Here is a 26,174-nt window from a genome sequence, read left to right on the forward strand (position 1 = left end):
GAAAGCATCTAAGCGGGAAGCGAGCCCTGAGATGAGTCATCCCTGACCCCTTGAGGGTTCTAAAGGGCCGTTGGAGACCACAACGTTGATAGGTGGGGTGTGTAAGCGCGGCGACGTGTTGAGCTAACCCATACTAATTACCCGTGAGGCTTAACCATACAACACCCAAGAAGTGTTCTGGGCCTTGTAGCAAGTGAACGAACTACTCAAATTCAGTGATAGTGACAAGCCAAGCGCAACATCACTACTCACGTCAGCTTTCTGGATGAAGATTTTTGCCTGGCGGCAATAGCGCTGTGGAACCACCTGATCCCATGCCGAACTCAGAAGTGAAACGCGGTAGCGCCGATGGTAGTGTGGCATTCGCCATGCGAGAGTAGGACACTGCCAGGCACCCAATTTAGATTGAAAAGCCCACTCAACAGAGTGGGCTTTTTTCGTTTGAGTACACCCCAGAAGGTCGGTAGGCTTGGAGCCAAGGGCTTCTGTGCGCTCTGGCATGCCAACCCTCGGCTCGGACAGCGTATCAAGGAGTTGCGCTGATGGAGCCAGAAGACCCATTACTTTGAAGCCGTCGTCGAGGCGTGACTTGCTTTGGGGCCCGCAGGACTTGGCGCAAGCGCGGGAGATGGTGCGTGAGGCGGTGGACATTTACAACGCGGAGCGGCCACATCATGTGGTTGAAATACAGAACCCCCGATGCGGTACATCGGGGGTTCTGAGTGGAGAAATACTAGCCGAAAATGTGTAAACCTATTTCAGGGCTAGACAGACTTTCAAAGCCTGATGATGTTCTACATCAGTCATCAATATAAAATGTTTGTTGGAAAGTGAGCGCCTGCTGCTGCCCACCACCGATGATCTTCAAGGTGAACTGATAGGTATCTTCGTTGCGGTATGGGAGGGTCGCCAGATAGTAGATGGCATCCCCCTCTTTTACCTCCTGAAAGCTCAGGGTGCGGATGGTGCCAGTCAGGTTCTTGGCCTCACCGGTGATCCCCACGGCTTGCGCCACTTTCTGCTTGTCCTGTACCGCGATATTAATGATGGCGTTGTAGCGGCTGCGCTCCAGCCCATACGCCTTGGCGACCTCGGGAGTGAGGAAGCTGGAGTTGAAGGCGTTGTAGTGCACCAGCCAGGGCCCCAGTTCCTTCATCTGTTCCGCCTTGAGCGGCAGGATCATCAGCAGTGCCAGCAGGCCACTCATCCAGGCTGTTTTCATCGGTCATCCCTCTCATATTTACGGTTGTGCAGGTAGATTTATTAACCTTGCGCGTCATTGAGCAGTGCGCTTACTTCTTGCGGCCACTGCTTTGGGCTGTCGATAGCGACGGTTTTGTGTCGCCCTAGTTCGCCCCGCACTATGGTGACCTGCCCCTTGGCCACCTTGAACTGCTTGGCCAGAAACTTGATCAGATGGCTGTTGGCCTGGCCATCGACCGGCGGCGCCGTGATGGCCACTTTCAGCTCTTCGCCGTGCAATCCGATGATCTGATCCCGACTCGCCTTGGGCTGGATCACCAGATGCAGTACCAGTTCATCCCCTTGTTGCAGGACGGCTGGCATCAAATCATCCACCACAGCTGGCCGAATAGGTCACCCAGCAGGTAGTTGATGGCTTGCAGGCCGATAAAGGCGACCAGCACCGAGAGATCCAGTCCGCCCAGCGCCGGCAGTACGCGGCGGATAGGGGCGAGGAACGGCTCGGTCAGCTGATGCATCACGTATTCGATGGGGTTACGGCCTTGGCTGACCCAGCTCAGGATGGCGCGGATCAGCAGTACCCAGAAGATCATCGAACCCGCTTTCTTCAGCACGGTCAGCGCGGCGAACAAGCTGATGCTGAGCCAGTCCGCCAGCAGCACATTCATGCTCTTGAGCAGGGCCAGCTTGGCAAAGGCGATGACCAGCGCCAGCACCACGGAGGCGAGATCGATGCCGCCAAAGCCCGGGATAACGCGGCGCAGCGGGATCACCAGCGGATTGGTCAGCTTGACCACCATCTGGCTCATCGGGTTGTAGAAGTCGGCGCGGGCCCACTGCAGCCAGACGCGCAGCAGGATCACCATCAGGTAGAGGTCGAAAACGGTGTTAATCAGAAAGTAAGCAGTGTTCATCTGGGCTCCTGTTAGAAGAGGGTTTCCATTTCGGTGGCGCGAGCGACGGCCGCCTGCATGGCTTGCGCAGTCAGCGGCATCAGCCCCTGCTGCTGGAATGTCTTGATGGCTTCGGCTGTGGTGCCGCCCTTGCTGGTGACCTGCTCACGCAGGGTTTGTAGCGCCAGATCGGGGTTCTGCTCCACCATGGCGGCTGCACCCAGCGCGGTCTGCTGCACCAGCAGGCGGGCCTGCTCGGGCGAGAAGCCCATCGCTTCTGCCTCTTCGGCGATAGCCTGCATAAAGAGGAAGAAGTAGGCTGGGGCACTGCCTGCCGCCGCGATGATGCCGTTGATGCCGGATTCCTGCTCCACCCAGAGGGTCTTGCCGACCGCCTGCATCATCTGCTCGGCAAAGTCGCGATCGCGGGCGGCAATATGCTCGGGGGCATAGAGGCCGGTCATGCCCAGACCCAGCAGCGCTGGGGTATTGGGCATGGTGCGGATGATGCGGTCGTGGCCACCGGCCATCTCGCCAAGGCGCGCTACCGTGATACCGGCGGCGATGGAGATGAGCAGCTTGCCCTCAAGGGAGCCCAGCTCGGCTAGCATGCCTGCCATCAACTGCGGCTTGACCGCCAGCACGATCACCTCGGCATCGCGGGCCGCCTCGATGTTGGACTGGGTAATGTGAATCCCGTAGTCGTTGCTCAGCCCCTCCAACTTGGGGCGGCTGGGATTGGCCGCGGTGATCAGTGAGGCCGGATAGCCCGCTCTGACCAAACCGGCAATGATGCTGCGGCTCATATTACCCGCGCCAATAAAGGCCAGCGTTCTATGCTGCATCAGATGCTCCTGTTACACATGCGGTCGTGCTGGCTGCGCCAGCTGAAGCCAGAATTCGGTGTTCCATCAAACGCTCCTGTGAATGAAGTTGCGGCAAGAAAGAGGTGGCTCTATCTGTCATCCGCCAACCTGCCTTATGAATAGTCGCGGGCGCCGAAGATGGCGGTGCCGACCCGGACCATGGTGCTGCCATGGGCGATGGCTAGTTCGAGATCTTCGGTCATCCCCATCGAGAGGGTATCGACGCTTGGATATTGTTGGGCAAGTTCGGTGAATAGAGCCTGCATACGTGCCATCTGGGATCCTAAAACGGCCTCATCGCGGGTGTGTTCGGGAATGGCCATCAGTCCTCGCAGCACCAGCCGCTCACTGTGGGAGACCTGCTCGGCGAGGCGGAAAATCTCTTGCTCCGACGTTCCGGATTTACTGCTCTCTCCGCTAATATTGATTTGCAGACAAATATTTAGCGGCGCCATGCTGGCTGGGCGCTGGTTGTTCAGCCGTTCTATCAGTTTGTCCCGATCTACGCTCTGCACCCAGTCGAACCGTTCGGCAACTAGCTTGGATTTGTTAGATTGTAGTGGACCGATAAAGTGCCACTCTATGTCGCTATATTCCGGCTGCTGGCGCAAGGTATCGATCTTGGTTGCGGCTTCCTGGGCGTACGATTCGCCGAAACAGCGCTGACCTGCGGCATACGCGGTGATAACCGCCTCGATCGGCTTGGTCTTGCTGACCGCAAGTAGCTGGATCTGCTGCTGGTTACGGTTCGCTTGTTTCGCTGCTTGGGCGATACGTTCCTTTACCTGAAACAGGTGCTGGGCAATCTGGTTCATATTTCGTTAGCGATCTTGTGATGGGAGAATGACAAATCTATGAATATCACAGAGTTATTAGCTTTCAGTGTAAAGCATAAGGCCTCTGACCTACACCTTTCGGCTGGGGTTCCCCCGATGATCAGGGTTGATGGTGAGGTGCGCAAGATCAATTTGCCCGCTCTCGAGCCCCGGGAGGTGCATGCGCTGATTTATGACATCATGAACGATCATCAGCGCAAAGAGCTGGAAGAGCATTACGAGGTAGATTTCTCGTTTGAGATACCCAACATGGCTCGTTTTCGGGTTAACGCCTTCCAGCATTCGCGCGGGGCAGGGGCGGTATTTCGCACAATACCGAGTAAGGTCATGACATTGGACGAGCTCGACGCCCCAGATATTTTCCGTAACATTGCCGAGTTGCCGCGTGGTCTGGTGCTGGTAACTGGGCCGACGGGTTCAGGTAAATCAACCACCCTCGCAGCCATGGTTGATTATATTAACGATAATTTTCATCACCATATTCTCACCATTGAAGACCCCATCGAGTTTGTGCACGAGAATAAGTTTTGTTTGGTGAACCAGCGGGAAGTTCATCGTGATACCAAGAGTTTCAGCAATGCGTTGCGCTCGGCCCTGCGGGAAGACCCTGACATCATATTGGTAGGCGAGATGCGTGACTTGGAGACCATTCGCCTTGCCATGACCGCTGCCGAGACGGGCCATCTGGTATTTGGCACTTTGCACACCTCGTCAGCGGCTAAGACCATCGATCGGATCATTGACGTTTTTCCCGGCGCAGAGAAAGACATGGTGCGTTCGATGCTTTCTGAATCTCTGCGGGCGGTTATCTCTCAAACGTTACTTAAACGGATTGGAGGAGGGCGGGTTGCTGCGCATGAGATCATGATGGGAATTCCTGCCGTGCGTAACTTGATCCGAGAAGATAAAATTGCCCAGCTTTATTCAGTTATCCAGACCGGAATGGTGCATGGTATGCAGACCATGGATCAAAGCCTTAAGCAGTTGGTGAACCGAGGAGTGGTCGCTGCACTTGATGCCAAAGCCAAAGCGGTTGATCCAAACAGCGTATGAGCCACTGATGGCGTTAGCAAAGGCACTGCTCAGTGCTGTTTTATGTTGGTCAGATTGGCAACAGTGGCGCTCGTGTTAACGCGACTTAGGCCCTGTCACCGATCGTTATGCTATCGCACTCTGGTGCGGTTTGAGCATCTGCATTAGGTATCAATAACTGGTGATTCTTACCCGAAAAGGAACGTTATGCTGATTGTGGTTTCCCCAGCCAAGACGCTGGATTACGAGTCGCCGCGGGTGACATCACATTTTACCCAGCCTGAGCTGTTGACACACTCCATCGAGCTTATTAAGCGGGCACGCGAATTGAGCCCAGCCCAGATCGCCACCCTGATGAAGATCAGCGACAAACTAGCGGGTCTCAACACCGCCCGCTTTGCTCAGTGGCAGCCCGATTTTACCCCAGCCAATGCCCGTCAGGCGTTGTTGGCGTTTAAGGGGGATGTCTATACCGGGCTTGCCGTCGACGACTTCAGCGAAGCTGACTTTGCGTTTGCCCAACAACATCTGCGCATGCTGTCGGGGTTGTATGGTGTGCTGCGTCCGCTTGACTTGATGATGGCCTATCGACTGGAAATGGGGATCAAGCTTGCTAACCCTCGCGGCAAAGATCTTTACCAGTTTTGGGGTGACGTGATTACCGAGCACCTCAATAAGGCGCTGGCTGCACAAGGAGATGAAGTATTGATTAATCTGGCATCTGATGAGTATTTCAAGTCCGTACGGCCAAAGGCGTTACAAGCGCGGATCATCACCCCAGTGTTCAAAGATGAGAAGAACGGTCAGTTTAAAATCATCAGTTTCTACGCCAAGAAAGCACGCGGAATGATGGCGCGTTACATCATTAAGCATCGTCTGACTCAGGTTGAGCAGCTGACCGATTTTCAGGCCGAAGGCTACCGTTTTGTAGCAGAAGAATCAGATACCTCCACTTTGATGTTCAAGCGTGCAGAAATGTAGGCATCAGCAAGGAACTAAATTAGCAAAGAGGGTGTCTTAATTTATGAATCCTCTGTTGTAAGCAAGTTTGTTCGCCGACGTGTAAGCGTCGGCTTTTTTTTATTGTTATTTTGATTGTGTTCTCAGTTGTGTTGCGGTTCAGATAGACTGAAGAGAGGGGATGAGTTGTCGCGAGGTGTATCATGGAACAGAAAAACGTCATCCGGCAGGTTGCCGTGCCTTGGGCTCCAGCCCGTCAACTACCACCAGGCCTAGTCGTTGCAGAGCTGCATCAGGATCTTTGGGGGGACACACTGACCATCATGTTGGGGCGGGCACGCAGTATTGATCTCCCCCCCAAGCTGTTATGTCGTGTTTACTTTCGTCATATCTACTCACTACGAGTGATAGAGGACTGTGATCTCGCAGAGGGTAAGGAAAGCCACGCAATTGAAGAACAAATTCAGATAATTACGCCATCTCGCTTTGCGAGTTGGTTTCATCAAGAATCCGATGGGGTGCACCTTGATGAAGACCTCCAGCACTATCGTATTTCAACGTGGGATTACTGCGCAGATATACTCACCTCCTCTGTACCCGAACTCTCGTTCCTAGCCAATGGTGATTAGCCCTTTCAATTAGCCACCGCTAGCAGCAAGGGGCTATTGTTCCTGTTTGTATCCATTGATGGTGCATGTTGATGCACCCTATTCGTTACACATCACATTTGTGCCGATCTCGTGAGTAACTGGGTCGGCCAACGTCTTTTAAGGTGGCTGCCACCGTTGATCCTGACTTCCCCATTTATGCGTATCGCTAGTCGTGCCTAGTTCTAATCACAACGCTGTGAGCGGCAATACGATTTTCTATTCTTCTTCTCCCAGATCCTTCAGTTCAGATGCCCCGAGTTGATAGCCATTACAGTGGCCACCAAGTAATAATATATTGATTATAAACACTTTATTTATTGGATTTATTTGCTGTTTTTTGGTGGTCTGCAGAGGCGTTAACAAAGTGCTGAAGGTGGTTTGCGATCGTGAGTGTGTGACGAGTAGTCATGATGGGGCTGATCCTTATTTCTATCTAGAAGGTTGAGCACGATTTTTTCAGTGAGCGCCAACCCAAAGGTATCGATGTATGAAACAACGCCATCAGCCAAACTAGCAGCTAGCATTAATCATGCGGTGGTGTATTGGGTTGGCAACGCGATGAAAGTGATGTGGTCATATTTAACGACAATATTTTTAATCATGACGCTAGCTGCCACGCTCACTGGGTGTGACAGTAAAAACAGCTCAAAAGTAACCGCCAATAAGCCCCATATTATTGTCACGCCTGACGTGGTTAGCTTGCCGTTAGGACTAAGCCAGCAGTTCACGGCAACACTGGTAAACAGTGACCTTTCAACCCAAGACATCACGAATGACGTTCAGTGGAGCAGCAGTGCTCCAGCTGTGGCTGCAATCACGGCGTCGGGTAATGCGGTGGGCCAAGGTGTAGGCACTGCGACTATCAGTGCGGTCTTCTCACTGCGAGGGACTGTACTGAGTGCAACCGCAAACCTGACCGTCAGCAATGCCATCATCACCCAGCTCATGGTGACGCCCGCCAATGACACGGTACCAGTCGGGTTGACCCTTGGTTTCACTGCCACGGCGCTGTTTTCCGATAACTCTACGCGAGTGATGACTGATGATCCGGCATTAATTTGGAGCAGCAGTGCACCCACTATTGCTGCCATCAGCAGTACCGGTGGTCCCGGTAGTGGCATGGCTACTGGGCTCTCCTCAGGACAGGCCACCATCACTGCCACGCTGACTACCAAGGCGGCGCCATGGACGGCAAGTGCCAATTTGATCGTCAGCGATGCTGTTATTACCCAGCTTACGGTGACGCCCGCCAATGACACGGTGCCCGTTGGGTTGACCCTTGGTTTTACTGCCACCGCGCTGCTGTCTGATAACACCACGCAGGTGGTGACCGATGATCCTGCATTAAATTGGGTGAGCAATGATCCCAGTATTGCGACTATCAGTAGCGTCAATGGTTCAGGCAGTGGTGTGGCTACGGGGATCTCTGCGGGGCAGGCCACCATCAGCGCCACGCTGACAGCTAAAGGGGTTGCATTGACGGCAAGCACTAACTTGATGGTGAGTGATGCTGTTATTACCCAGCTTACGGTGACGCCCGCCAATGACACGGTACCCGTTGGGTTGACCCTTGGTTTTACTGCCACCGCGCTGTTGTCTGATAACACCACGCAGGTAGTCACCGATGATCCCGCATTAAGTTGGAGTAGCAGTGCTCCTAGTATTGCAACCATCAGCAATTTTGGCGGTCCAGGTAGCGGCATAGTGACAGGCGTGGGGGTAGGGGACGCGATCATTACTGCGACGTTGTTAGTCAACGGGACATCGCTCCCTGCCACAGCAGACCTTCGGGTCAGTGCTGCGGTGATCACCCAACTCACGGTCACCCCAGCCAGCAGCTCGGTGCCGACTGGGCTGACTCTCGGCTTCACCGCCACGGCGCGGTTATCAGATAATACGGTTCAAGTGGTCACCGATGACCCTGCGTTGAGTTGGAGTAGCAGTGCTCCCAGTATTGCAACCATCAGCAGTCTGAATGGCCTTGGGAGTGGTGTCGCGACGGGGATCAGCGTGGGTACAACCATCATCACAGCATCGGTATCGGTTAACGGGAATCAAGTCACGGATAGCACCAGCTTGAATGTGTTCAATAATGTCACCCTCACCGCACTTACCATCACGCCAGCAGCACCATCTATCCCAGTAGGCTTATCTCGGAGCTTCATTGCTACCGCGACATTCTCGGATAATTCAACCCAGGTTGTGACCGATGATCCTGCGGTGAGCTGGATCAGTGACACTCCTGGTGTGGCGACAATCACGAGTCTGAATGGCCCCGGGAGTGGGGTGGCAAAGGGCGTTGCTGTGGGGACCACAGTCATCCGTGCCTCAATGGCAGGCATACCCAGTAATAGTGAAATCCTGACTGTGACGCCTGCGTCACTGCTGACCATTACCATCGATCCACAGCCCACTGCTGTTGTACAGGGGCGGAGCCAGCAACTCACGGCGACGGGGTCATACAGTGACGGCTCAACTCAGAATCTTACCTCTGTCGTCGCTTGGCGATCCTCTGACAACGCTATCATGACGACCAGTGGGGTTGGGGTAATCAATGGTATTTTTGAAGGGGAGGCAATCGTCTATGCAGGCTTGGGGGGGGTTGAGGGCTCATCACCGGTGACGGTTGCGCGAGGTCCGGGCATCATCGCGGTTGGTACGGGCTTGGCTATTGGTTCGGCAGGCTTAGGTTGTTTAACTGACGGTAATACCAATAATCAATACGATAACACCTGTGTCACTTACTCCCTGGCTACACCAGGATTTGGGTGGGTTGCTTATGACACACACATCACCATGTCGTCTGCGGCGATTGTGCCAGTTAAAAAAATTACGTTTATGGGTTATTGGCGTCAGGAACTAGCGGGATCTTTGGGCAATTGGATGGTGCTAGGATGCCAAGATCCCGCCTGCAATGATTTTGTTCAGATTTCGGACCCCATTAGTTTGGCGTTTAAGGTGACGATTCCATTGACCACTACCGCCGGATTTCCATTTTATCGCATGGTATTTCTCGGTGGCCCCGTCGATCCGAACGAGGGCGGTGGAACGGCTAACTTTGCTGAAGTACTCACGGAGTTTTAAGTAGATCGCTGAGTGTTAATCGATAGCAGCCCCGTTCTGCGACGGCAGAACGGGATCTAGTGTGTAACGAGCGGATCCATATGTCCTCACCCGACATATTTGAGACGTTATTCCAATCCTATCCCGCACCGTCATCCACTCCTGCTAGTTCTTCCGTCGTCAGTGGTCGCAGCACCCGACAAGGATTGCCGACCACCACCACGTTGGCGGGCACATCTTTGGTCACCACTGAACCAGCACCAATTACGCTGTTGTCACCGATAGTCACGCCGGGGCAGATGACGACACTACCGCCAATCCAGACGTTGTGACCGATCCGTACCGACTTGCCGAACTCCACCCCCTTGATGCGCGGTGCGACGGCAACAGGGTGAGCGGCGGTATAGATCTGCACCCCGGGTGCCAGCAGCACGTTGTCGCCGATGTGCACCTCGCAGACATCGAGGATGGTGCAGTTAAAATTGGCGTAGAAGTTCTCCCCCACATGAATATTGGCGCCGTAGTCGCAAAAAAAGGGGGGTGTAATAAAGCAGCGTGCAGCACGGCTACCTAGCAAACGGGTGAGCCGTTCATCCCACCCAGGGGAATGAGTCGGCTCCCGGTTCAGTGCCGCCAGTAGGTCACGGCACTGCTCACGTGCTGTAACCAGCTCGGGATCCCCCGCATCATAGGGCGCCCCCGCCACCATCTTCTGCCACTCGGGGCCGCGTGCGATTGCCGCGGCCTTCGTCATCACCTCGCTCATCGCCTACTCCACCAGCCAGATCAGCGATTCATAAGCGCGCAGCAGGCAAGATTGCGGCTGTGCTGGGCCGTCGGGGTAGTTGCCGAGCAGCAGCCGACCTTCGCCATTGGCCAGCTCGGCAGGCAAGGCAAACTCCACCGGCTCGCCATAGAAGTTGCTCACCACCAGCAGGGTCTGACCGTTGGCGCGACGGGCATAGGCCCAGATCTGTGGGTGCCCCGTCAGCAGCTCCTGATAATCCCCCTGAGTGAAGATGGGGTGGGCCTTGCGAAGGGCGATGAGATCCCGATAGTGCCAGAACACCGAATGCTGGTCGGCCAGCGCCGCCTCGGCGTTGATCGCGGAATAGTTGGCAGCAGGCTTGAGCCAGGGCGTCCCTTGGGTGAAACCGGCGTTGGGGGCGGCGCTCCACTGCATCGGAGTGCGCGAGTTGTCACGGGACTTGGCGCCGAGAATGGCGAGGATCTCGGCCTCGCTCATCCCTTCGGCCTGCTTGATGGCGAAGATATTGCGGCTCTCCACATCCTGATAGTCATTGATGTGCTGATAGCCGGGGTTGGTCATGCCGATTTCCTCCCCCTGATAGATGTAGGGCGTACCCTGCAGGCCGTGCAGGGTGCTGGCCAGCATCTTGGCGGCCACTACCCTATGCTCGCCCTCATCGCCGAAGCGGGAGACGATACGCGGCTGGTCGTGGTTGCACCAGAACAGCGCCGACCACCCCTTGCCGTGCATGCCGCTCTGCCAGTGGTTGAAGATACGCTTGAGTTCGAGGAAATCGAACGGTGCCTTGGTCCACTTGTCGCCATTGGGGTAATCCACCTTCAGATGGTGGAAGTTGAACACCATGGAGAGCTCGGAGCCATCGAGGGCGCCGTAACGCTGGCAGTGCTCCAGACTGGTGGAGGACATCTCCCCCACCGTCATGGCGCCCACTGGGGCAAACACGTCGCGGCTCACATCCTGCAAAAATTCGTGGATGCGCGGCCCGTCGGTGTAGAAGCGGCGGCCATCGCCGATCTCATCGTTCGGGAACGCCTGATCCTTGGAGATAAGGTTGATGACGTCGAGCCGGAAACCATCCACCCCCTTGTTCGCCCAGAAGTGGATGATGTTTTTCACCTCGGCGCGCACCGCCGGGTTTTCCCAGTTGAGATCTGCCTGCTCGCGGGCAAACAGGTGCAGGTAGTACTGGCCGGTGGCTGCATCCAGCTCCCAGGCGCTGCCGCCAAACTTGGATTGCCAGTTGTTCGGCACACCGCCATCCACCGGATCTTTCCAGATGTAGTAGTCGCGGTAGGGGCTGCTTTTATCCCCCAGAGCCGACTTGAACCAGGCGTGCTCGGTGGAGGTGTGGTTGACCACGATATCCATCACGATGCGGATGTCGCGCGCGTGGGCGGCGGCCAGCAGCGCCTCGAAATCATCCATGGTGCCGTAGGCCGGGTCGATGGCGTAGTAGTCGGCGATGTCGTAGCCGTTGTCCACCTGCGGAGAGACGTAAACCGGGGTCAGCCAGAGGGCGTCGACACCCAGCGTCTTGAGGTAATCGAGGCGGGTCATGATCCCCTTGAGATCTCCGGTGCCACGGGCGCCCGAATCCTGAAAACTCTTGGGGTAAATCTGGTAAATCACGGCACTCTGCCACCAGGGTGTTTGGCTCATGGGTCTCCCCCCTCTCGGTAATGTGAATCTCTCGAACATGAAATGGCGAGGGCAACCCGTGGGTCGCCCTCGCCATCCGGATCAGGCACTGGCTTGGGCTAGCTTGCCAGCGGCTTGCTGACGCTGGTAGACCAGCAGGGTCAGCAGTGCCGGCACCACAATGGCCACCAACATGGCGATGGCGAAGATCCCCCAATATTGCGGCTGGATGGAGAGGATGCCCGGCAGGCCACCGACCCCGATACCGTTAGCCATCACCCCAGCAAAGCCGCAGATGAGGGCCGCGAGGCTGGAGCCCACCATGGCGCACAGCATCGGAAACTTGTACTTGAGGTTGATGCCGTACATGGCGGGTTCGGTCACCCCGAGGTAGGCGGAGATGGCGGCGGGCACTGAGATCTCTCGCTCGTTCTGCTTGCGGCTGATCAGAATGATGCCGACCACCGCAGAGGCCTGCGCGATGTTGGAGAGGGCGATCAGTGGCCAAATCGGGGTGCCGCCCATGCTCTGCATCAGCTGCAGATCCACCGCGTTGGTGGTGTGGTGAATACCGGTGATCACCAGTGGCGCATAGAGGAAGCCGAACAGAGCAGCACCGATAGGAGCGAAAGAACCGGTCATGGCAGCCTTGGCCGCGAAACCGACGCCATCACCAATCCAGCGACCGAACGGGCCGATAAAGGCGTGAGCCACGATCACTGCCAGCAGCAGCGAGACAAACGGCACAATCACCAGATAGAGGTAAGCCGGAATGATCCGCTTGAGGTTGGTCTCAACCCAGGCCAGGAATACACCCGCCAGCAGCGCCGGAATGACCTGGGCCTGATAACCCACCTTCTGGATCACGAACAGGCCGAAGTCCCACACCTCGGGAGTCTGCTGACCGATGCCGTAGGCGTTCATTAGTTGCGGCGACACCAGCGTCACCCCTAGCACGATCCCGAGGATCTCGGAGCCGCCCATTTTTTTGACCGCAGACCAGCAGACGCCGACCGGTAGGAAGTGGAAGATCGCCTCGCCCAGCAGCCAGAGGAAGGCGTGCACCTGAGCCCAGAACTGGCTGATCTCGGTGAGCGACTTGCCATCGAACATCTTGATATCGCCGATGACGTTGCGAAAACCCAAGATCAGACCGCCGGTGATGATGGCGGGCAACAGCGGCACGAAGATCTCCGCCAGATGGGAGATGCCTCGCTCCAGCGGGTTCATGTTTTGGCGCGCCGCCTGCTTGGCGGCATCCTTACTGCCGCCGCTGACGCCGAGCTGCTCGGTCAGCGCCTTGTACCACTGCTCCACCTCGTTGCCGATCACCACCTGGAACTGGCCACCTTGGGTGAAGCTTCCCTTCACCGCTGGAATGGTTTCGATAGCCTTGCTGTCGGCCTTAGCCGGATCGTTTAGGACAAAGCGCAGCCGGGTCAGGCAGTGGCTCACCGTCGCGATATTCTCTTTGCCACCGATCTTGTCGATCAGGGTGGCCAGTTGCTGCGTGTTGATCTTGGACATGGGTCTTTCCTCTGTGACTCCACTAGAGATTGGTCTGTCTCGCCCTCTTTGCTCTCTCTGATGGCTGGGGCGTTATTGCTATGGTGCTCTACTAGCATGCCGTTGATCGACCGAGATCAAAATGGGAACGTTCCCATTTCGTGGTCAACGTCACAAAAAGGGTGTTTTTTGTGCACTCTGTAAGGCGAGGTAATCCAGTGAGACGAACTTATGGGGTATGGCAGGGGGCGATGGTGACTAACGGGGGATGGCCCTGTTCGATTTGGCCGAGCAGTTGGCGGGCCGCTTGTTCCCCAGCCCGTTTGTAGCCTAGATCGAGGCTCAGGGCATTGCTAAACAGAAAGGTCAGCATGGGATTGTTGCCAAGGCCAGTCACCACCACGTCACTACGCCCCTGTTCTTGTAAGTATTTGGCTGCGCCGATGGCGAGGGTGTCGCTGGCGCAGACCAGCGCTTGGGTAGTGGGAGTCAGCAGCTCGGCCGCCAGCCGATAGCCGCTCTGCAGACTGAGATCGCCGAGGGCGCAGCGTGGGTTTAATCCCTGCGCTGCGCAGTAAGCGAGATAGGCGTCGAGGCGACGCTGGCCAGTGGTGAGATCCGAGGCATCCACCCCCAGATAGGCGATGTCGCGGGCGCCACGGCTTGCCAGCTGCGCCAGCATGGTGCGCACCGCACCGGCATCGTCGAAGCAGACTGACGAAAACCCGGGGTATTCGCGGGCAACCAGCACCAGCTTATCTTGCAGCGGTGCCATGGCGGCATAGTCCAAGTCATTGAAGGCAAACAGGATGATGCCATCCACCCCGCGCCGCTCCAGCACCGCCAGATGCTCCTGCACCTTGGCGGGGGAGAACTTGCTCTCCATCAGCACGGCGTCGTAGCCGCGCTGGTAGAGGGTCTCCAGCATGCCGCGCACCGCCTGATTCTCTGAGCTGGAGTCGAGCCGCGAGACGATGATCCCCACCACCTGCTGGCTCTGGCTGCGCATAGCCCGCGCCGACTTGCTCGGCACAAAGCCGTGTTCGGCGATGGTCTGCTCGACCCGTGCGCGGGTCTGCTGTTTCACGTTAGGGTCTTTGTTGAGCACCCGAGAGACGGTTGACTTGCCCACACCGGCGAGGCGGGCAATGTCGAGGATAGTCAGTTTTCGGTCTATGGGTTGACTCACAAGAGACTCACTGGGCGTTCAGCGTAAGAAATGGGTCACATTGTTGTGATTAACCCCTGCGAATACAAGCCCATGGCGTTAGAATGCCGGGTCGGCTGCGGCCCCACCGCGCGGCTTATTCGAAACAGCATACACCGCACAGGACGCGCACTATGGATCTGCTGGCCAGTCTGAATTTTTCTCTCTCGATCACCGGCCCTATCTGCGTGGTGTTGCTGCTGGGGATCTGGCTCAAACAGCTGGGCTTGTTGCCCGATAGCTTTGTCGAGGCAGCTTCCCGTTTGGTGTTTCAAGTTACCCTGCCCGCCTTGCTGTTCCTAAGCATGGTGCGGACTGATTTTTCCAACATGTTGAGTCCTTGGCTGATCCTGTATGGCCTCTGCGGCACCCTGATCTGTTTTTTAGGGTTGGAGCTGCTAGCGGCGCGTTTTATTGCTGATCGGCGTCAGCGTGGCATCTTTGTGCAGGGCAGTTTTCGCGGCAACATGGGGGTAATGGGGCTGGCCTATGTACAAAACGCCTATGGTGCAGAGGGAATTGGTGCCGCTGCCCCCTTGGTGGGGGCGATCACCGTGCTGTACAACATCTTGGCGGTGATCACCCTGACTCGCAGCCTCGGCGGTCACCGTGGGATCAAACCGATAGTGACTGGGATTGTGAAAAATCCGCTGATCATCGCCATTCTCTCTGCCCTCCCGTTCGGCCTACTGGGGATCGAATTGCCCAAACTGGTGATCACCACAGGTAACTATTTTGCCAACATGACCCTGCCATTGGCCCTGCTCTGTACCGGGGCTAGTCTTAACCTCAAGGCACTGCGGGGCGGGGCGCGGCTGACCGCATGGGCTACGGCTAACCGGCTGTTTTTTATTCCACTGCTGCTGGTGTTGGGGGCGTGGGCGCTCGGCTTTGCGCCGCACTCGCTGGGGCTATTGCTGCTTATCAGCTCGATCCCCACAGCGGCCGCCAGTTATGTGATGACCCGCGCCATGGGCGGCGACAGCGTGCTGGCCGCCAATATTATTGCCATGACCACCCTCGGGTCGCTGCTTAGCACGACGGTCGGCACGGCGTTGATGAACTACTTAGGATTGATGGGCTAGCTCAGCTTGACCTTACTGCGGGCGGCAGCTTTAGGCTGGTCTACACGCTATCCAAGAGGAGTACGACCATGATCATCGAACTAAGTATCTCTGGCATGTCTTGTGGGGGCTGCGCCGCTAGCTTGCAAAAGGCCCTGCTGGCTCAGCCGGCCATTACGGCTGCCGAGGTGGATTTCAGCCGCCATCAGGCCGTGGTTGATACGGCCTTGAGCCGCACCGAGTTAGTCGCCCTGATTGAAGCCCAAGGCTTTATTGCCGAATAATCCGGGCGTTGGCATCAACGGGTGGCATGGTGTTGTCACCCGTCGTTCCCTCTTGTTCACAACCACGCTCAGCCTATTCTCACTCATCGGCACATCCCAGCAGGCGCATCGCGCCGGTCTCTACGGGCCAGAGAAAAAGATTCATACAGCAACCAATCCCACTATTTCTGGGCGGATAGCCTGAAATTAGCGAGCGAGATCACCTGCTTTCACAAGCACATCACGGGTAAATTCATTACACTGCCAGCGATATTCACCACTCGGAGTGCGCTTGTTGTATGGAAATATTGATCCTGTTTGGATTGATTTTGCTCAATGGAGTCTTTGCCATGTCAGAGATTGCCATTGTCACTGCACGGAAAGCCCGTCTCAGTAAGCTGGCCAGCGGTGGTAGCCGCGCGGCGGCTATCGCTCTCAAGTTAAGTGAAAATCCGACCCACTTTCTCTCCGCGGTGCAAATTGGCATCACCACCATCGGCCTGCTCAATGGTATCTATGGTGAGTCGTTATTGGCCCAACCGTTGGCGCTCTGGTTACAAGGGTGGGGGTTGGATGTCAAAAGTAGCAGCCTGATCGCCACTTTGACGGTGGTCGTGGTGGTCACTTACCTCTCCATCGTGGTCGGGGAGCTGGTTCCTAAACGGCTTGGTCAGCTTAACGCCGAGCGCATAGCCTGCTTGGTGGCTCGCCCTATGCTGTGGTTGGCTACCCTGACGCGCCCTTTTGTCTGGTTGCTGTCGGCATCAACCAATACGACGCTGCGGCTGATGCGAGTTGACCAGCGCGGCAATGCCAACGTCACAGAAGAAGAGATCCACGCCATGCTGGTGGAAGGGTCACAAGCCGGCGTCATTGAAGACCACGAACACACCATGCTGCGTAACGTATTTCGCCTTGACGAGCGCAGCCTCTCGTCACTGATGGTGCCCCGTAGCGATATCCGTTATCTGGATCTGGCTCAGCCGTTGGCCGTCAACCTGCAACGGCTGGTGGAGCATCGCCACAGTTTCTTCCCTGTGTGTAATGGCAACCTCTCCAATTTGGTGGGGATCATCAATGTCAGCAAGGTGCTCCATGCCTACATCAAAGGGGACGATATCGATTTGGCGGCTCTGACCCAGGATGGCAGCCTGCTTCCTGAGACCCTCAATGGCCTTGAACTGCTCAACCATTTCCGTGCCCACTCTGAGCACATGGTGCTGGTAGTGGATGAGTATGGCGAGCTGCAGGGGTTGGTAACCCAGCAAGATTTGCTGGAAACCCTCGCGGGTGATTTCCAGCAAGCGGGGGAAGAGAACAACTGGGTATTTCAGCGTGCTGATGGTAGCTGGCTGCTCGATGGCTTGATCCCGCTCCCTGAGCTAAAAGATTGTCTGGGACTAACCGCACTGCCTGAAGAAGAAAAACATCACTATCACACCTTGGGAGGGCTTATCATGCTGCTCCTTGGTCGTGTCCCCCAAACCGGCGATCGGGTGTCACTGGCACAGTGGCAACTGGAAATTGTTGACATGGATGGCCTGCGCATCGACAAAGTGCTGGCCATACTGTTAGCCGATCACCCCAGCTAACCTGCGGAGTTTGCAAGTATGGAGCAGTTTTACCAACTGGCGCACGCCTTTATGCATCATGATCTGACGACGTTGTCAGACCCCAAGATGGCCCTCATGATCTGCGGTGTGATATTGGCATTTTTAGTGCTGGAAAACGGCTTTATCCCGACAGCTTTTCTACCAGGTGACAGCCTGTTGCTGCTTACCGGCGTACTCATCAACAAAGAGGTGCTCTCGATCGGAATTGTGCCGTTATTGATCATTGCGACCTTCGTCGGTACTTGGTTTGGCTATATGCAGGGCCGTTTTCTTGGCCATACCCAGCTTTACCATCGCCTGATGTCGCATGTTGAAGATCGGCATAAAGAGAAGGTGTACTACTTGCTCGACAAGTACGGCATCTTGACCTTGATCACCGCGCGCTATATTGCCTTTGTGCGTACTGCCTATCCCTATATCGTTGGTGCGACAGAACTGCCACAGGGGCGTTTTCTCATCGTCAACTTGGTCAGTTCGATTATGTGGATCTGTCCGTTGGTTGGCATCGGGTACTACCTCAGCCACACCAAATTAGCGGCCGAGTATCAGTCTCAATTTCTCAACATCATCATTTATCTGCCCGTGGTGCTGCTGGTGGGCGGGATGGTCGCTCTGATCTGGCGCTGGATCAGTAAACGCAAGGGCGCTCAGGTCAACAAATAATCCCTTAAGTCGCCTTGTCGTGGTGAATGCCAGTCAGCTGACGCTGACTGGCATTGTTACTTTTGGTGCTGGGCGTTGGTTAGTAGGAAGCCAGCGGTAGCGCTGGCTGTTTCGCCTCCGGTCATGGTTTAGAGTAGGATGCTTTCTTCGCCGAACGATGCAAACTGGGCCTGTATTGCTGGTGTGGATTAAGTCGATAGTCTGTTCGATGCACATAGAGAATCCGATACAAATCAAAAGGTCTCGGGTTTTCACGTATCAGAAGGATTGGTCAATAGATCATTCATTTATCGGTATTATCCTCTCGCTCTACATCTATTTCACACATGCGCCATTGCCAAGTGTTTTATGTTTATTTATCCCACGCCATTGTTATGCTGGCTGATGTCGTGCCCTAACTGGAATCAGTTGAGGCTTTTTGTGCAGCGCATTCTTTTTGTCGAAGATGATCCCGAGATTGGCCAGCTCATCAGCAGTTGGCTCGGTCGCCACGATATGGAAGTGATCCTCGAGCCCAGAGGGGATATGGCGCTGGCCCGGGTCGAGGCCGAACAGCCCGATCTGGTGCTGCTCGATATCATGTTGCCGGGGCAGGATGGCATGTCCCTCTGCCGGGATCTGCGGCCACGCTTCGACGGCCCCATCGTAATGCTCACCTCGCTGGATAGCGACATGAACCAGATCCTGAGTCTGGAGCTGGGCGCCAACGACTACATCCTTAAAACCACCCCACCGCCTGTGCTGCTGGCTCGGTTGCGGGTGCAGTTTCGCCAACACCAGCAAACATCAACCCAACCCGTCGCCACCAGCAGCGTTCCCCAGCAGCTGCAATTTGGTCGGCTGCGGGTGGATGGCCCGGGACGAGATGTGCGGCTCGATGGCGAGAGCATTGCCCTCTCGACCGCCGACTTTGATCTGCTGTGGGAGCTTGCCTGCCACGCGGGCCAAATCTTGAGTCGGGAAGCTCTCTTTCGCAGCCTGCGCGGCCGGGAGTATGACGGCCAGGATCGCAGCATGGATGTGGCCATCTCCCGCCTGCGCCGAAAACTGGGTGATAACCCCGATAACCCGACCCGGATCAAGACGGTGCGCCAGAAAGGCTACCTGTTTGTCCCCCACGCTTGGGAATAACCCTCTTTCGGGAGCACTGCCATGCGCCGCCTCTTTATCCAGTTCTATCTGTTGCTGATCGGCTGCTTCACCCTCGCCATCCTGCTGGTTGGCGTGGTCTATCAGGTGACCACCGAGCGAGCCGGCGATCGCTATCTCGAACGCATGATGCAGGGCTCTCTTGGCCTGTTGACCGGCGAGTTGGCAAGAACCCCGCCCGAGCGCTGGCCCGATCGACTGGCCGAGCAGAGCAGTCAGTTTACCCTCCCCCTCAAGATCGGCGAGCTGGCGCGCCAGCCCCTGGCCAGCGAGGATCAGGCCTTTCTGGCCGCTGGCAACATTGTCATCGTCGAAGAGGATGACACCTTCCTGCAGCGCATCCCCGATACCGATCGGGTGCTGATTGTCGGCCCCGTCCCCTATCTCTCCTACCTGCACGAGCTGCACTGGGTCGATGTGGGACTGCTGCTGGTGATCGGCCTCTCCCTCGGCCTGCCCATTCTACTCTGGCAGCGTCCTCACTGGCACGGTTTGCAGCAGCTGGAGCAGACCGCACGTTGCGTAGGCGATGGGGATCTCTCTTGTCGAACCAATCTGCCGCCGGGCAGCAGTCTGGCCCGGGTGGGACGCACCTTCGATCAAATGGCGACCCAATTGCAGGCCATGATTGCCAGCCGCAAGCAACTGACCGATGCCATCGCCCACGAGTTGCGCACCCCGCTGGTCCGGTTGCGCTATCGACTCGCCATGCTGGAACGGGCCCCTACCGAGCAAGAACAGTTGGCGCTGGAACGGGATCTGGGGGCGCTGGACGCCCTGATCGAAGAGATGCTCACCTATGCCAAGCTGGATAGGCCGGAGCTGCCGTTGCAGCGGGACGAGCTGGAGCTCAGTCACTGGGCACAAGCGCATCTTGGCGACTGGCAGGCGCTGGCACCCTCGATCTGCCGCCACGCTACATGCCCTGGTGCGGCGATCAGTGTCTGCTGATCCGCGCGGTGGAGAACCTGATCGGCAACGCCCTGCGTTATGCCGAAAACTGGGTCACTCTCTCGCTTTCACGCTTGCAGGATAACTACCTGCTGGAGGTGAGTGACGATGGACCAGGGATCGATCCGGCGCAGGCATCCCAGATATTCGAACCGTTCGTGCGCCTTGATCAGAGCCGGGATCGTCGCACCGGTGGCACCGGGCTGGGACTGGCCATCGTGCGCAGCATTGCCCGTCATCACGGGGGCGAAGTGGTGCTGCTGGCCAGTGACCACGGCGCCCGCTTCTGCCTCACCCTGCCTGTACATTTGGATACAAACCGTCACCAACCGCTCACTGAAGGACCGCCGCAACCGTCATAGGATGACTGTCATGGAGAACGCTCCATAACATCAACCCGAATAAGGAAATTGACCATGAAAAAGATCATTCCCCTGACCTTGGCTGCCGTCTTCGCCCTCACCTCCGGTTTCACCATGGCGGCCACCCCGACCAAGACAGCCACACCGCAGGCGACCCAGACCAAGGTGGTGAAAAAACACCATAAAACCACCCACGCCAAGACCCCTGCCGTCAAAGTCGCGCCGAAAACCAAGTGATCCAACCGGTCACTGGATAACACCAAGGGAGGCTGACGCCTCCCTTTCCATCTCTTCCCGATATTTTCCTGGCGAGTGCCTCACCCGTCCCAACCGGATTCACGACCCGGCTCCCCCTTTGCGGGAAGCGGTCAATGACCACAGGAATATGGCATGTGGCGTCATCTGCTTAAATGGCTCGGCCCCGTGTGCAGCTTGCTGCTGCTTGGCACCGCACTGGCCGTGCTGTATCACCTGACCCAGGCATGGCACTGGCACGATATTCGTGTGACCATCTGGTCCCAACCCCTGCCACGGCTGGCAGGTGCCCTGTTGCTGACCGTGTTCAGTTATGGCCTTCTCTGCAGCTATGACATGCTGGCGCTCCGTGCGCTGGGCAAGCGCCTTCCCTGGCAACAGGTCAGTATCACCTCCTTTATCGCCTATACCTTCTCCAATACCCTGGGATTTGCCCTGCTGACCGGCACCTCGGTACGCTACCGGCTCTACTCCGCGCTGGGGCTTGCCACCGGGGAGGTGGCCCGCGTGGTACTGTTCTGTTCCATCACCTTTTTCCTCGGCTTGCTGGCGTGGGGAGGTGGTGCCCTATTGACCTGCGATGTGTCACAGTTGCAGCCTGACTGGCCACAGTGGGCAGATACCCTGCTCAAGCTGGCGGGCGCGATGGCTCTGCTGTTGGTGGCCTGCTACCTCTGCTGGCCTACCCCCCGTCTCTCCTGGCGGAAACACACGCTGACTCTGCCCAGCTTCAGAGTGCGCCTGCTACAACTGCTGGTCGCGCTGGCCGACTGGATGGCCGCTGCCGCCGTGCTGTTTGTGCTGCTGCCCGCCCAGAGCGTACCCTATCCCGTGCTGCTTAGCGCTTTCGTGCTGGCCAGCTTCCTCGGGGTACTGGCCCATGTGCCGGGCGGGATCGGGGTCGTTGAAGCGAGCATGAGCCTGCTGTTGGTCAACTACTTGCCGGCCGACAAGCTGCTCGCCTCACTGCTGCTCTACCGCTGCATCTATTACGTGCTGCCTTTCCTCTGCGCCCTGCTGCTCTTTACCAGTCAGGAAATGTTGCAGCAGAAGGCTCGCTGGCAGCGGCTACAGGGGCTGATGAGTGCAGTACGCGAATTTCTGCCCACCCTGATCAGCATGGGGACCTTCGCCGCCGGCAGTCTGCTGCTCTGCTCTGGGATGATCCCGACCATGCGCAGCCATGTCGAAGCGCTGCTGCAGGTACTGCCGCTCCATCTGCTGGAGCTCTCCCACGTGCTTGGTAGTGTGAGTGGGGTGCTGTTACTGCTGCTGGCTCGCAGCCTCTACCGTCGTCACGACGCCGCATTTCGCATTACCCAGTTGCTGCTGGCACTGGGGATCGCTTTCTCCCTGCTCAAGGGGGGAGACTGGGAGTCAGCACTGTTGCTCGGCAGCTTGCTGCTGATCATGGCCCCCTGCCGTCCGCTCTTTTATCGCAAGGGATCCCTGCTCCATCCCCAGTTCACCCCGGGCTGGCTCATCTCGGTCGGCGCCGTGCTGCTGGGAGCGCTGTGGCTGCTGCTTTTCTCCTACCGTCAGGTGGAGTATGACCACGCCCTCTGGTTTCACTTCTCTCCCAACGGCGGGGCCGCTCGTGGCCTGCGAGCCATGGGCAGCGTGGTCGCAGTGCTTGCTGTGGCGGGGGTCGCGCAGCTGCTGGCCCCGCTGCGCGTGGTCGGTGACAAGCCAAGTGAAGAGATGCTGGCCCGCGCCCACGAGCTGGTCGTCCGCGAAGGGGGGATCCACGGCTATCTGGCCCAGCTGAAAGACAAATCCCTGCTGTTCCACCCCGCTGGCGATGCCTTTTTGATGTATGGCATCGAGGGCAACAGCTGGATCGTGATGGGAGATCCGGTCGGCCGTCCGGATCTGATTGAAGAGTTGCTCTGGCAATTTCGCGAGCGATGCGATGAGCACGATGCCAACTCGGTCTTCTATCAGGTCTCTGCCCGCTACCTTCCACTTTATCTGGAGTTGGGGTTAATCCCCTTCAAGCTCGGCGAAGAGGCGATGGTGGATCTCGCCAGTTTCGAGCTGGCAGGCAGCCGGCTACGCAACCTGCGCCAGAGCCACGCCAAGGGCAAGCGGGAAGGGTTGACCTTCGAGGTGGTCGAGGCAAGTGCCGTGGCCCCCCTGCTGCCCAGATTGCAGACCGTCTCCGATACCTGGCTGCAGAGCAAGATGGGCAAGGAGAAGGGCTTCTCGGTCGGCCGCTTCGAGCCTGACTACCTGACCTTGAGCCCGGCTGCGCTGGTGTGGCACGAGGGGCAGATTGTCGGCTTTGCCAACCTTTGGGTCAGCGACAACAAGGAGACCCTCTCCATCGATCTGATGCGCTACAGCCTGGATACCGGCACCGCCCCCATCATGGATTTTCTCTTTGTCGAGCTGCTGCTGTGGGGTAAGGCGCAGGGGTACGCCAGCTTCAATCTGGGGATGGCCCCCATGTCCGGCTTCAACGATCACCCGCTCAACAGCTACTGGGCCCGCCTTGGCAATACCCTGTTCGTCCGTGGCAGCCGTTTTTACAACTTTCAGGGGCTCAGACGCTACAAGGAGAAATTTTCGCCCCGCTGGGAACCCCGCTACCTGCTCTGCAGCAGCAAGCTGGTACTGCCCAGAACCCTGACTCACCTGATCACCCTGATTAACCGCGGCCCGTTGGGGCTGATCAAGAAATAGGAGCATGGCCAATGAGAGCCTTGATATTGCTGTTACTCAGTCTCGTACTGCCCGTTGCATCTTTTGCGGCGCACGCTGCCCCGGTCAAGGACGACCTGAGCCTGATTGAGCAGCCGGTCAAGCAGCCATCCGACGCCCCCATGGTGATCTTTCTCAGCGGCGATGGTGGCTGGGCGGCCCTCGACAAGGGGCTGAGCGCCCAGTTTCAGCTGCACGGCATGCCGGTCGTGGGCTGGAGCTCCCTCACCTACTACTGGAAGAAGAAAACCCCGGAGCAGGTGACCGCCGATCTGGAGCGGATCCTCGACGATTATCAGGCCCGCTGGCAGCGCCCCCGCTGGCTGCTGGTCGGTTTCTCGTTTGGTGCAGAGATTGCCCCCTTCGTCATCAACCGGTTGCCGGAGCACTATCGTCAGGGGCTGGTCGGGGCCGTGATGCTCTCCCCCTCTACCAGCTCGGATTTCGAGATCCACGTCAGCGACATGCTGACCCACAAGACCCGCAGCTACCCGACCGAACCGCAGGTGAAGACCATCCGCGATCTGCCGATGCTCTGCCTGCAAGGAGCCGATGACGATGACGGCGACCGCCTCTGCCCCCGTCTCAACCAACCCAACGTCACGACCGTCACCCTGCCGGGAGGACACCATTTTGAAGATGACTACCCACAGCTATATCAGGCCATCACCGAGCACCTCGTCCTGACCCCTCCCAAATAAGCAGCTATGAAAAGGGGCGGCTCCTAGCTTAATGAAGGTCAGTGGAGGATCCATTGACCACTCCTTCTGATGTGTGAAAATCAAATGCCTGTTGATTTTTTTATAGGATTTTTTATGTGTATCGAACAGGCTATCGACTTCATCCATACCAGCAATGCAGCCTAGTTTACGTTGCTCTCCGACCTCATTCCCCCGATCTCATCACGATTTGGCTCGGCGAAGAGGGCTCGCTACCCTGCGCTGTCATGGTATGCCCCAATTAATGGCGGGGGCTACTCGAAAGTGGTGGCCTGTAGGTGAACAACTGGGCGTGGATAGAATGGTCGCGCTAGAGGTTAACTCAATTCGGTGGGGTCAATATCCAGACTCCAGCGCACCCGCTTGGTCTCGGGCCATCCCTCTAGCTCCTTCACCGCCCAATCCAGCAGCTGGGCCAGCGGTGCCCGGTTCGGCCCCTGCACCAGCAACTGCATGCGGAACTTGCCCGCCTTGCGCTCCATAAAGCCGCTGATGGGCCCCAGCACCTGAACGTGAGGATAGCGGGCGCTGCGCAGGGTATCGGCGAGGCGGGCGAGGAACAGCTGCACCTCGTCGCGGCCGTTGGCCTCGGCCCTAAACAGCCCCTGATAGCTGAACGGTGGCAGCCCCAGCAAGCGGCGCTCTTTCAGCGCCGTATCGGCGAAGTGGCCGTAACCGTTCTGGGTCAGATCCTGCAGCAAGGCGTGCTCGGGATGGTGGCTCTGCAGCACTACCAACCCGGGTTTGCTGGCGCGACCGGCGCGGCCCGCCACCTGGGTGTAGAGCTGGGCCAGCTTCTCGGCGGCGCGAAAATCGGCGCTGAACAGGGCTCCATCCACATCCAGCAGACCCACCAGGGTCACATCCGGGAAGTGGTGGCCCTTGGCCAGCATCTGGGTGCCGATCAGGATCTTGTACTTGCCTGCCTTGATGTCGCCGAGATGGGTCTCCAGCTCCCCCTTGCGGCGGGTGTTGTCCCGATCGATGCGCACTACCGGATATTGCGGGAACACAGTGGTAAGCAGCTGTTCCAGCTGTTCGGTCCCCACTCCCGATCCGATCAGCTCGTTGCTGCCGCACTCGGGGCAGTGGTGGGGCAGCGGGCGCACGCTGTCACAGTGGTGGCAGTGCAGCCGTCGTCCGGCCTGATGCCAGGTGTACCAGGCATCACAGCGCTCACAGGCGGCGCTCCAGCCACATTGGTGGCAGATCAGGGCCGGGGCATAGCCACGGCGGTTGAGAAACAGCATCACCTGATTGCCCGCCGCCAGATGCTCTGCCATCAACTGCTCCAGCTGAGGGGATAGCCCGGCCTGCAACCGCACGTTTTTGATATCCAGAATCACCTGCCGGGCGGTCTGGGCATTGCCGGCACGGCGAGTCAGGGTGAGATGGTGATACTTGCCAGTGCGGGCGTTGTGCAATGTCTCCAGCGACGGGGTGGCCGAGCCAAGCAAGATGGGGATACCGGCACGATGAGCCCGCATCACCGCCAGATCCCGGGCATGGTAGCGAAAACCGTCCTGCTGCTTGAAGGAGCCGTCGTGCTCCTCGTCGATGATAATGATGCCGAGGTTGTGAAACGGGGTGAACACCGCGGAGCGGGTACCGATCAGGATGGCGCCGCCGCCGTCACGGCAGGCGAGCCAGGCGTCGAGCCGCTCCCTGTCGTTCATGGCGGAGTTCATCGCCACCACCGGCACGTTGAAGCGGCGGCGAAAGCGGTTGATGGTCTGCGGGGTGAGGCCGATCTCCGGCACCATCACCAGCGCCTGCTTGCCCGCCTTGAGCAGGGGTTCGAGGATG

22 protein-coding genes, 2 rRNA genes and 2 pseudogenes are annotated in these 26,174 nt (G+C 57.5%); 16 read left to right on the top strand and 10 right to left on the bottom strand.

Annotation, left to right across the window (positions count from 1 at the left end):
• From CUC53_RS14680 to CUC53_RS14690, 3 genes and pseudogenes are all read left to right on the top strand, one after another.
• Positions 1-158: ribosomal RNA gene (locus CUC53_RS14680) — 23S ribosomal RNA — on the top strand; the annotation flags it as partial.
• Positions 159-278: 120 nt separating this feature from the next.
• Positions 279-393 (top strand): 5S ribosomal RNA (rrf, locus tag CUC53_RS14685).
• A 196-nt stretch (positions 394-589) separates the two neighbouring features.
• Positions 590-722: pseudogene (locus CUC53_RS14690) on the top strand (integrase core domain-containing protein); the annotation flags it as partial.
• A 77-nt stretch (positions 723-799) separates the two neighbouring features.
• Here CUC53_RS14690 and CUC53_RS14695 read toward each other — a convergent pair.
• The 5 genes from CUC53_RS14695 to CUC53_RS14715 all read right to left on the bottom strand — a co-directional run bounded on the left by CUC53_RS14695 (position 800) and on the right by CUC53_RS14715 (position 3,777).
• The gene (locus CUC53_RS14695) at positions 800-1,222 is read right to left on the bottom strand and encodes a DUF4426 domain-containing protein (RefSeq protein WP_100294844.1); all 423 of its coding nucleotides are present in this window, start codon (positions 1,220-1,222) and stop codon (positions 800-802) included.
• Positions 1,223-1,263: 41 nt separating this feature from the next.
• Positions 1,264-1,566, bottom strand: a complete 303-nt coding sequence (gene yggU / locus CUC53_RS14700; RefSeq protein WP_100294845.1) for a DUF167 family protein YggU — start codon at positions 1,564-1,566, stop codon at positions 1,264-1,266.
• Positions 1,566-2,117 (bottom strand): YggT family protein, encoded by a 552-nt coding sequence (locus CUC53_RS14705; RefSeq protein WP_042011910.1) that lies wholly within the window; start codon positions 2,115-2,117, stop codon positions 1,566-1,568. Before CUC53_RS14705 ends, yggU begins: the two co-directional genes overlap by 1 nt.
• A gap of 11 nt (positions 2,118-2,128) precedes the next feature.
• Positions 2,129-2,941 (bottom strand): pyrroline-5-carboxylate reductase, encoded by an 813-nt coding sequence (proC, locus tag CUC53_RS14710; protein ID WP_100294846.1) that lies wholly within the window; start codon positions 2,939-2,941, stop codon positions 2,129-2,131.
• Between the two features lie 134 nt (positions 2,942-3,075).
• A complete protein-coding gene (locus tag CUC53_RS14715) occupies positions 3,076-3,777 on the bottom strand; it encodes a YggS family pyridoxal phosphate-dependent enzyme (protein WP_100294847.1) in 702 nt (233 codons plus the stop codon).
• Between the two features lie 39 nt (positions 3,778-3,816).
• Between CUC53_RS14715 and tapT the strand changes: the two genes are divergently transcribed.
• From tapT to CUC53_RS14735, 4 genes are all read left to right on the top strand, one after another.
• Complete coding sequence (gene tapT / locus CUC53_RS14720; protein WP_100294848.1) at positions 3,817-4,851, top strand: type IVa pilus ATPase TapT; 1,035 nt, start codon at positions 3,817-3,819, stop codon at positions 4,849-4,851.
• Between the two features lie 186 nt (positions 4,852-5,037).
• A complete protein-coding gene (gene yaaA, locus CUC53_RS14725) occupies positions 5,038-5,811 on the top strand; it encodes a peroxide stress protein YaaA (RefSeq protein WP_100294849.1) in 774 nt (257 codons plus the stop codon).
• A 182-nt stretch (positions 5,812-5,993) separates the two neighbouring features.
• Positions 5,994-6,419 carry a hypothetical protein gene (locus CUC53_RS14730; protein ID WP_100294850.1) on the top strand — a complete coding sequence of 142 codons (426 nt, stop codon included), beginning with the start codon at positions 5,994-5,996 and terminating at the stop codon, positions 6,417-6,419.
• A 621-nt stretch (positions 6,420-7,040) separates the two neighbouring features.
• Complete coding sequence (locus CUC53_RS14735) at positions 7,041-9,524, top strand: beta strand repeat-containing protein (RefSeq protein WP_272896768.1); 2,484 nt, start codon at positions 7,041-7,043, stop codon at positions 9,522-9,524.
• A gap of 118 nt (positions 9,525-9,642) precedes the next feature.
• Here CUC53_RS14735 and CUC53_RS14740 read toward each other — a convergent pair whose 3' ends face one another.
• From CUC53_RS14740 to treR, 4 genes are all read right to left on the bottom strand, one after another.
• Positions 9,643-10,269 carry a sugar O-acetyltransferase gene (locus CUC53_RS14740; protein ID WP_100294852.1) on the bottom strand — a complete coding sequence of 209 codons (627 nt, stop codon included), beginning with the start codon at positions 10,267-10,269 and terminating at the stop codon, positions 9,643-9,645.
• A gap of 3 nt (positions 10,270-10,272) precedes the next feature.
• Entirely contained in the window at positions 10,273-11,934 is a 1,662-nt protein-coding gene (gene treC, locus CUC53_RS14745; protein WP_100294853.1) for an alpha,alpha-phosphotrehalase, read from the bottom strand.
• Positions 11,935-12,015: 81 nt separating this feature from the next.
• Positions 12,016-13,440, bottom strand: coding sequence for a PTS trehalose transporter subunit IIBC (gene treB, locus CUC53_RS14750; protein WP_100294854.1), 1,425 nt, complete (start codon positions 13,438-13,440; stop codon positions 12,016-12,018).
• 208 nt (positions 13,441-13,648) lie between these two features.
• Positions 13,649-14,596 (bottom strand): trehalose operon repressor TreR, encoded by a 948-nt coding sequence (treR, locus tag CUC53_RS14755; RefSeq protein WP_100294862.1) that lies wholly within the window; start codon positions 14,594-14,596, stop codon positions 13,649-13,651.
• 164 nt (positions 14,597-14,760) lie between these two features.
• Between treR and CUC53_RS14760 the strand changes: the two genes are divergently transcribed.
• The 9 genes and pseudogenes from CUC53_RS14760 (at position 14,761) to CUC53_RS14800 (ending at position 24,350) form a co-directional block, all read left to right on the top strand.
• Entirely contained in the window at positions 14,761-15,711 is a 951-nt protein-coding gene (locus tag CUC53_RS14760; protein WP_100294855.1) for an AEC family transporter, read from the top strand.
• 68 nt (positions 15,712-15,779) lie between these two features.
• A complete protein-coding gene (locus tag CUC53_RS14765) occupies positions 15,780-15,974 on the top strand; it encodes a heavy-metal-associated domain-containing protein (RefSeq protein ID WP_100294856.1) in 195 nt (64 codons plus the stop codon).
• A 278-nt stretch (positions 15,975-16,252) separates the two neighbouring features.
• On the top strand, positions 16,253-17,545 hold the full coding sequence (locus CUC53_RS14770) for a hemolysin family protein (RefSeq protein ID WP_100294857.1): 1,293 nt from the start codon (positions 16,253-16,255) through the stop codon (positions 17,543-17,545).
• An 18-nt stretch (positions 17,546-17,563) separates the two neighbouring features.
• Complete coding sequence (locus tag CUC53_RS14775; RefSeq protein ID WP_100294858.1) at positions 17,564-18,229, top strand: DedA family protein; 666 nt, start codon at positions 17,564-17,566, stop codon at positions 18,227-18,229.
• 420 nt (positions 18,230-18,649) lie between these two features.
• Positions 18,650-19,360 carry a two-component system response regulator RstA gene (gene rstA, locus CUC53_RS14780; protein ID WP_167386768.1) on the top strand — a complete coding sequence of 237 codons (711 nt, stop codon included), beginning with the start codon at positions 18,650-18,652 and terminating at the stop codon, positions 19,358-19,360.
• 21 nt (positions 19,361-19,381) lie between these two features.
• Positions 19,382-20,691, top strand: a pseudogene (gene rstB, locus CUC53_RS14785) (two-component system sensor histidine kinase RstB).
• A gap of 54 nt (positions 20,692-20,745) precedes the next feature.
• Positions 20,746-20,928: a hypothetical protein gene (locus tag CUC53_RS14790; RefSeq protein ID WP_076494658.1), complete on the top strand. Its 183-nt coding sequence runs from the start codon at positions 20,746-20,748 to the stop codon at positions 20,926-20,928.
• 153 nt (positions 20,929-21,081) lie between these two features.
• Positions 21,082-23,631 (top strand): bifunctional lysylphosphatidylglycerol flippase/synthetase MprF, encoded by a 2,550-nt coding sequence (gene mprF / locus CUC53_RS14795; RefSeq protein ID WP_100294859.1) that lies wholly within the window; start codon positions 21,082-21,084, stop codon positions 23,629-23,631.
• 11 nt (positions 23,632-23,642) lie between these two features.
• A complete protein-coding gene (locus tag CUC53_RS14800; RefSeq protein WP_100294860.1) occupies positions 23,643-24,350 on the top strand; it encodes an AcvB/VirJ family lysyl-phosphatidylglycerol hydrolase in 708 nt (235 codons plus the stop codon).
• Between the two features lie 335 nt (positions 24,351-24,685).
• Here CUC53_RS14800 and priA read toward each other — a convergent pair.
• On the bottom strand, positions 24,686-26,174 hold a 1,489-nt coding region (priA, locus tag CUC53_RS14805; RefSeq protein WP_100294861.1), incomplete at its 5' end, for a replication restart helicase PriA.

The organism is Aeromonas cavernicola (assembly GCF_002795305.1).
Classification (GTDB): domain Bacteria; phylum Pseudomonadota; class Gammaproteobacteria; order Enterobacterales; family Aeromonadaceae; genus Aeromonas; species Aeromonas cavernicola.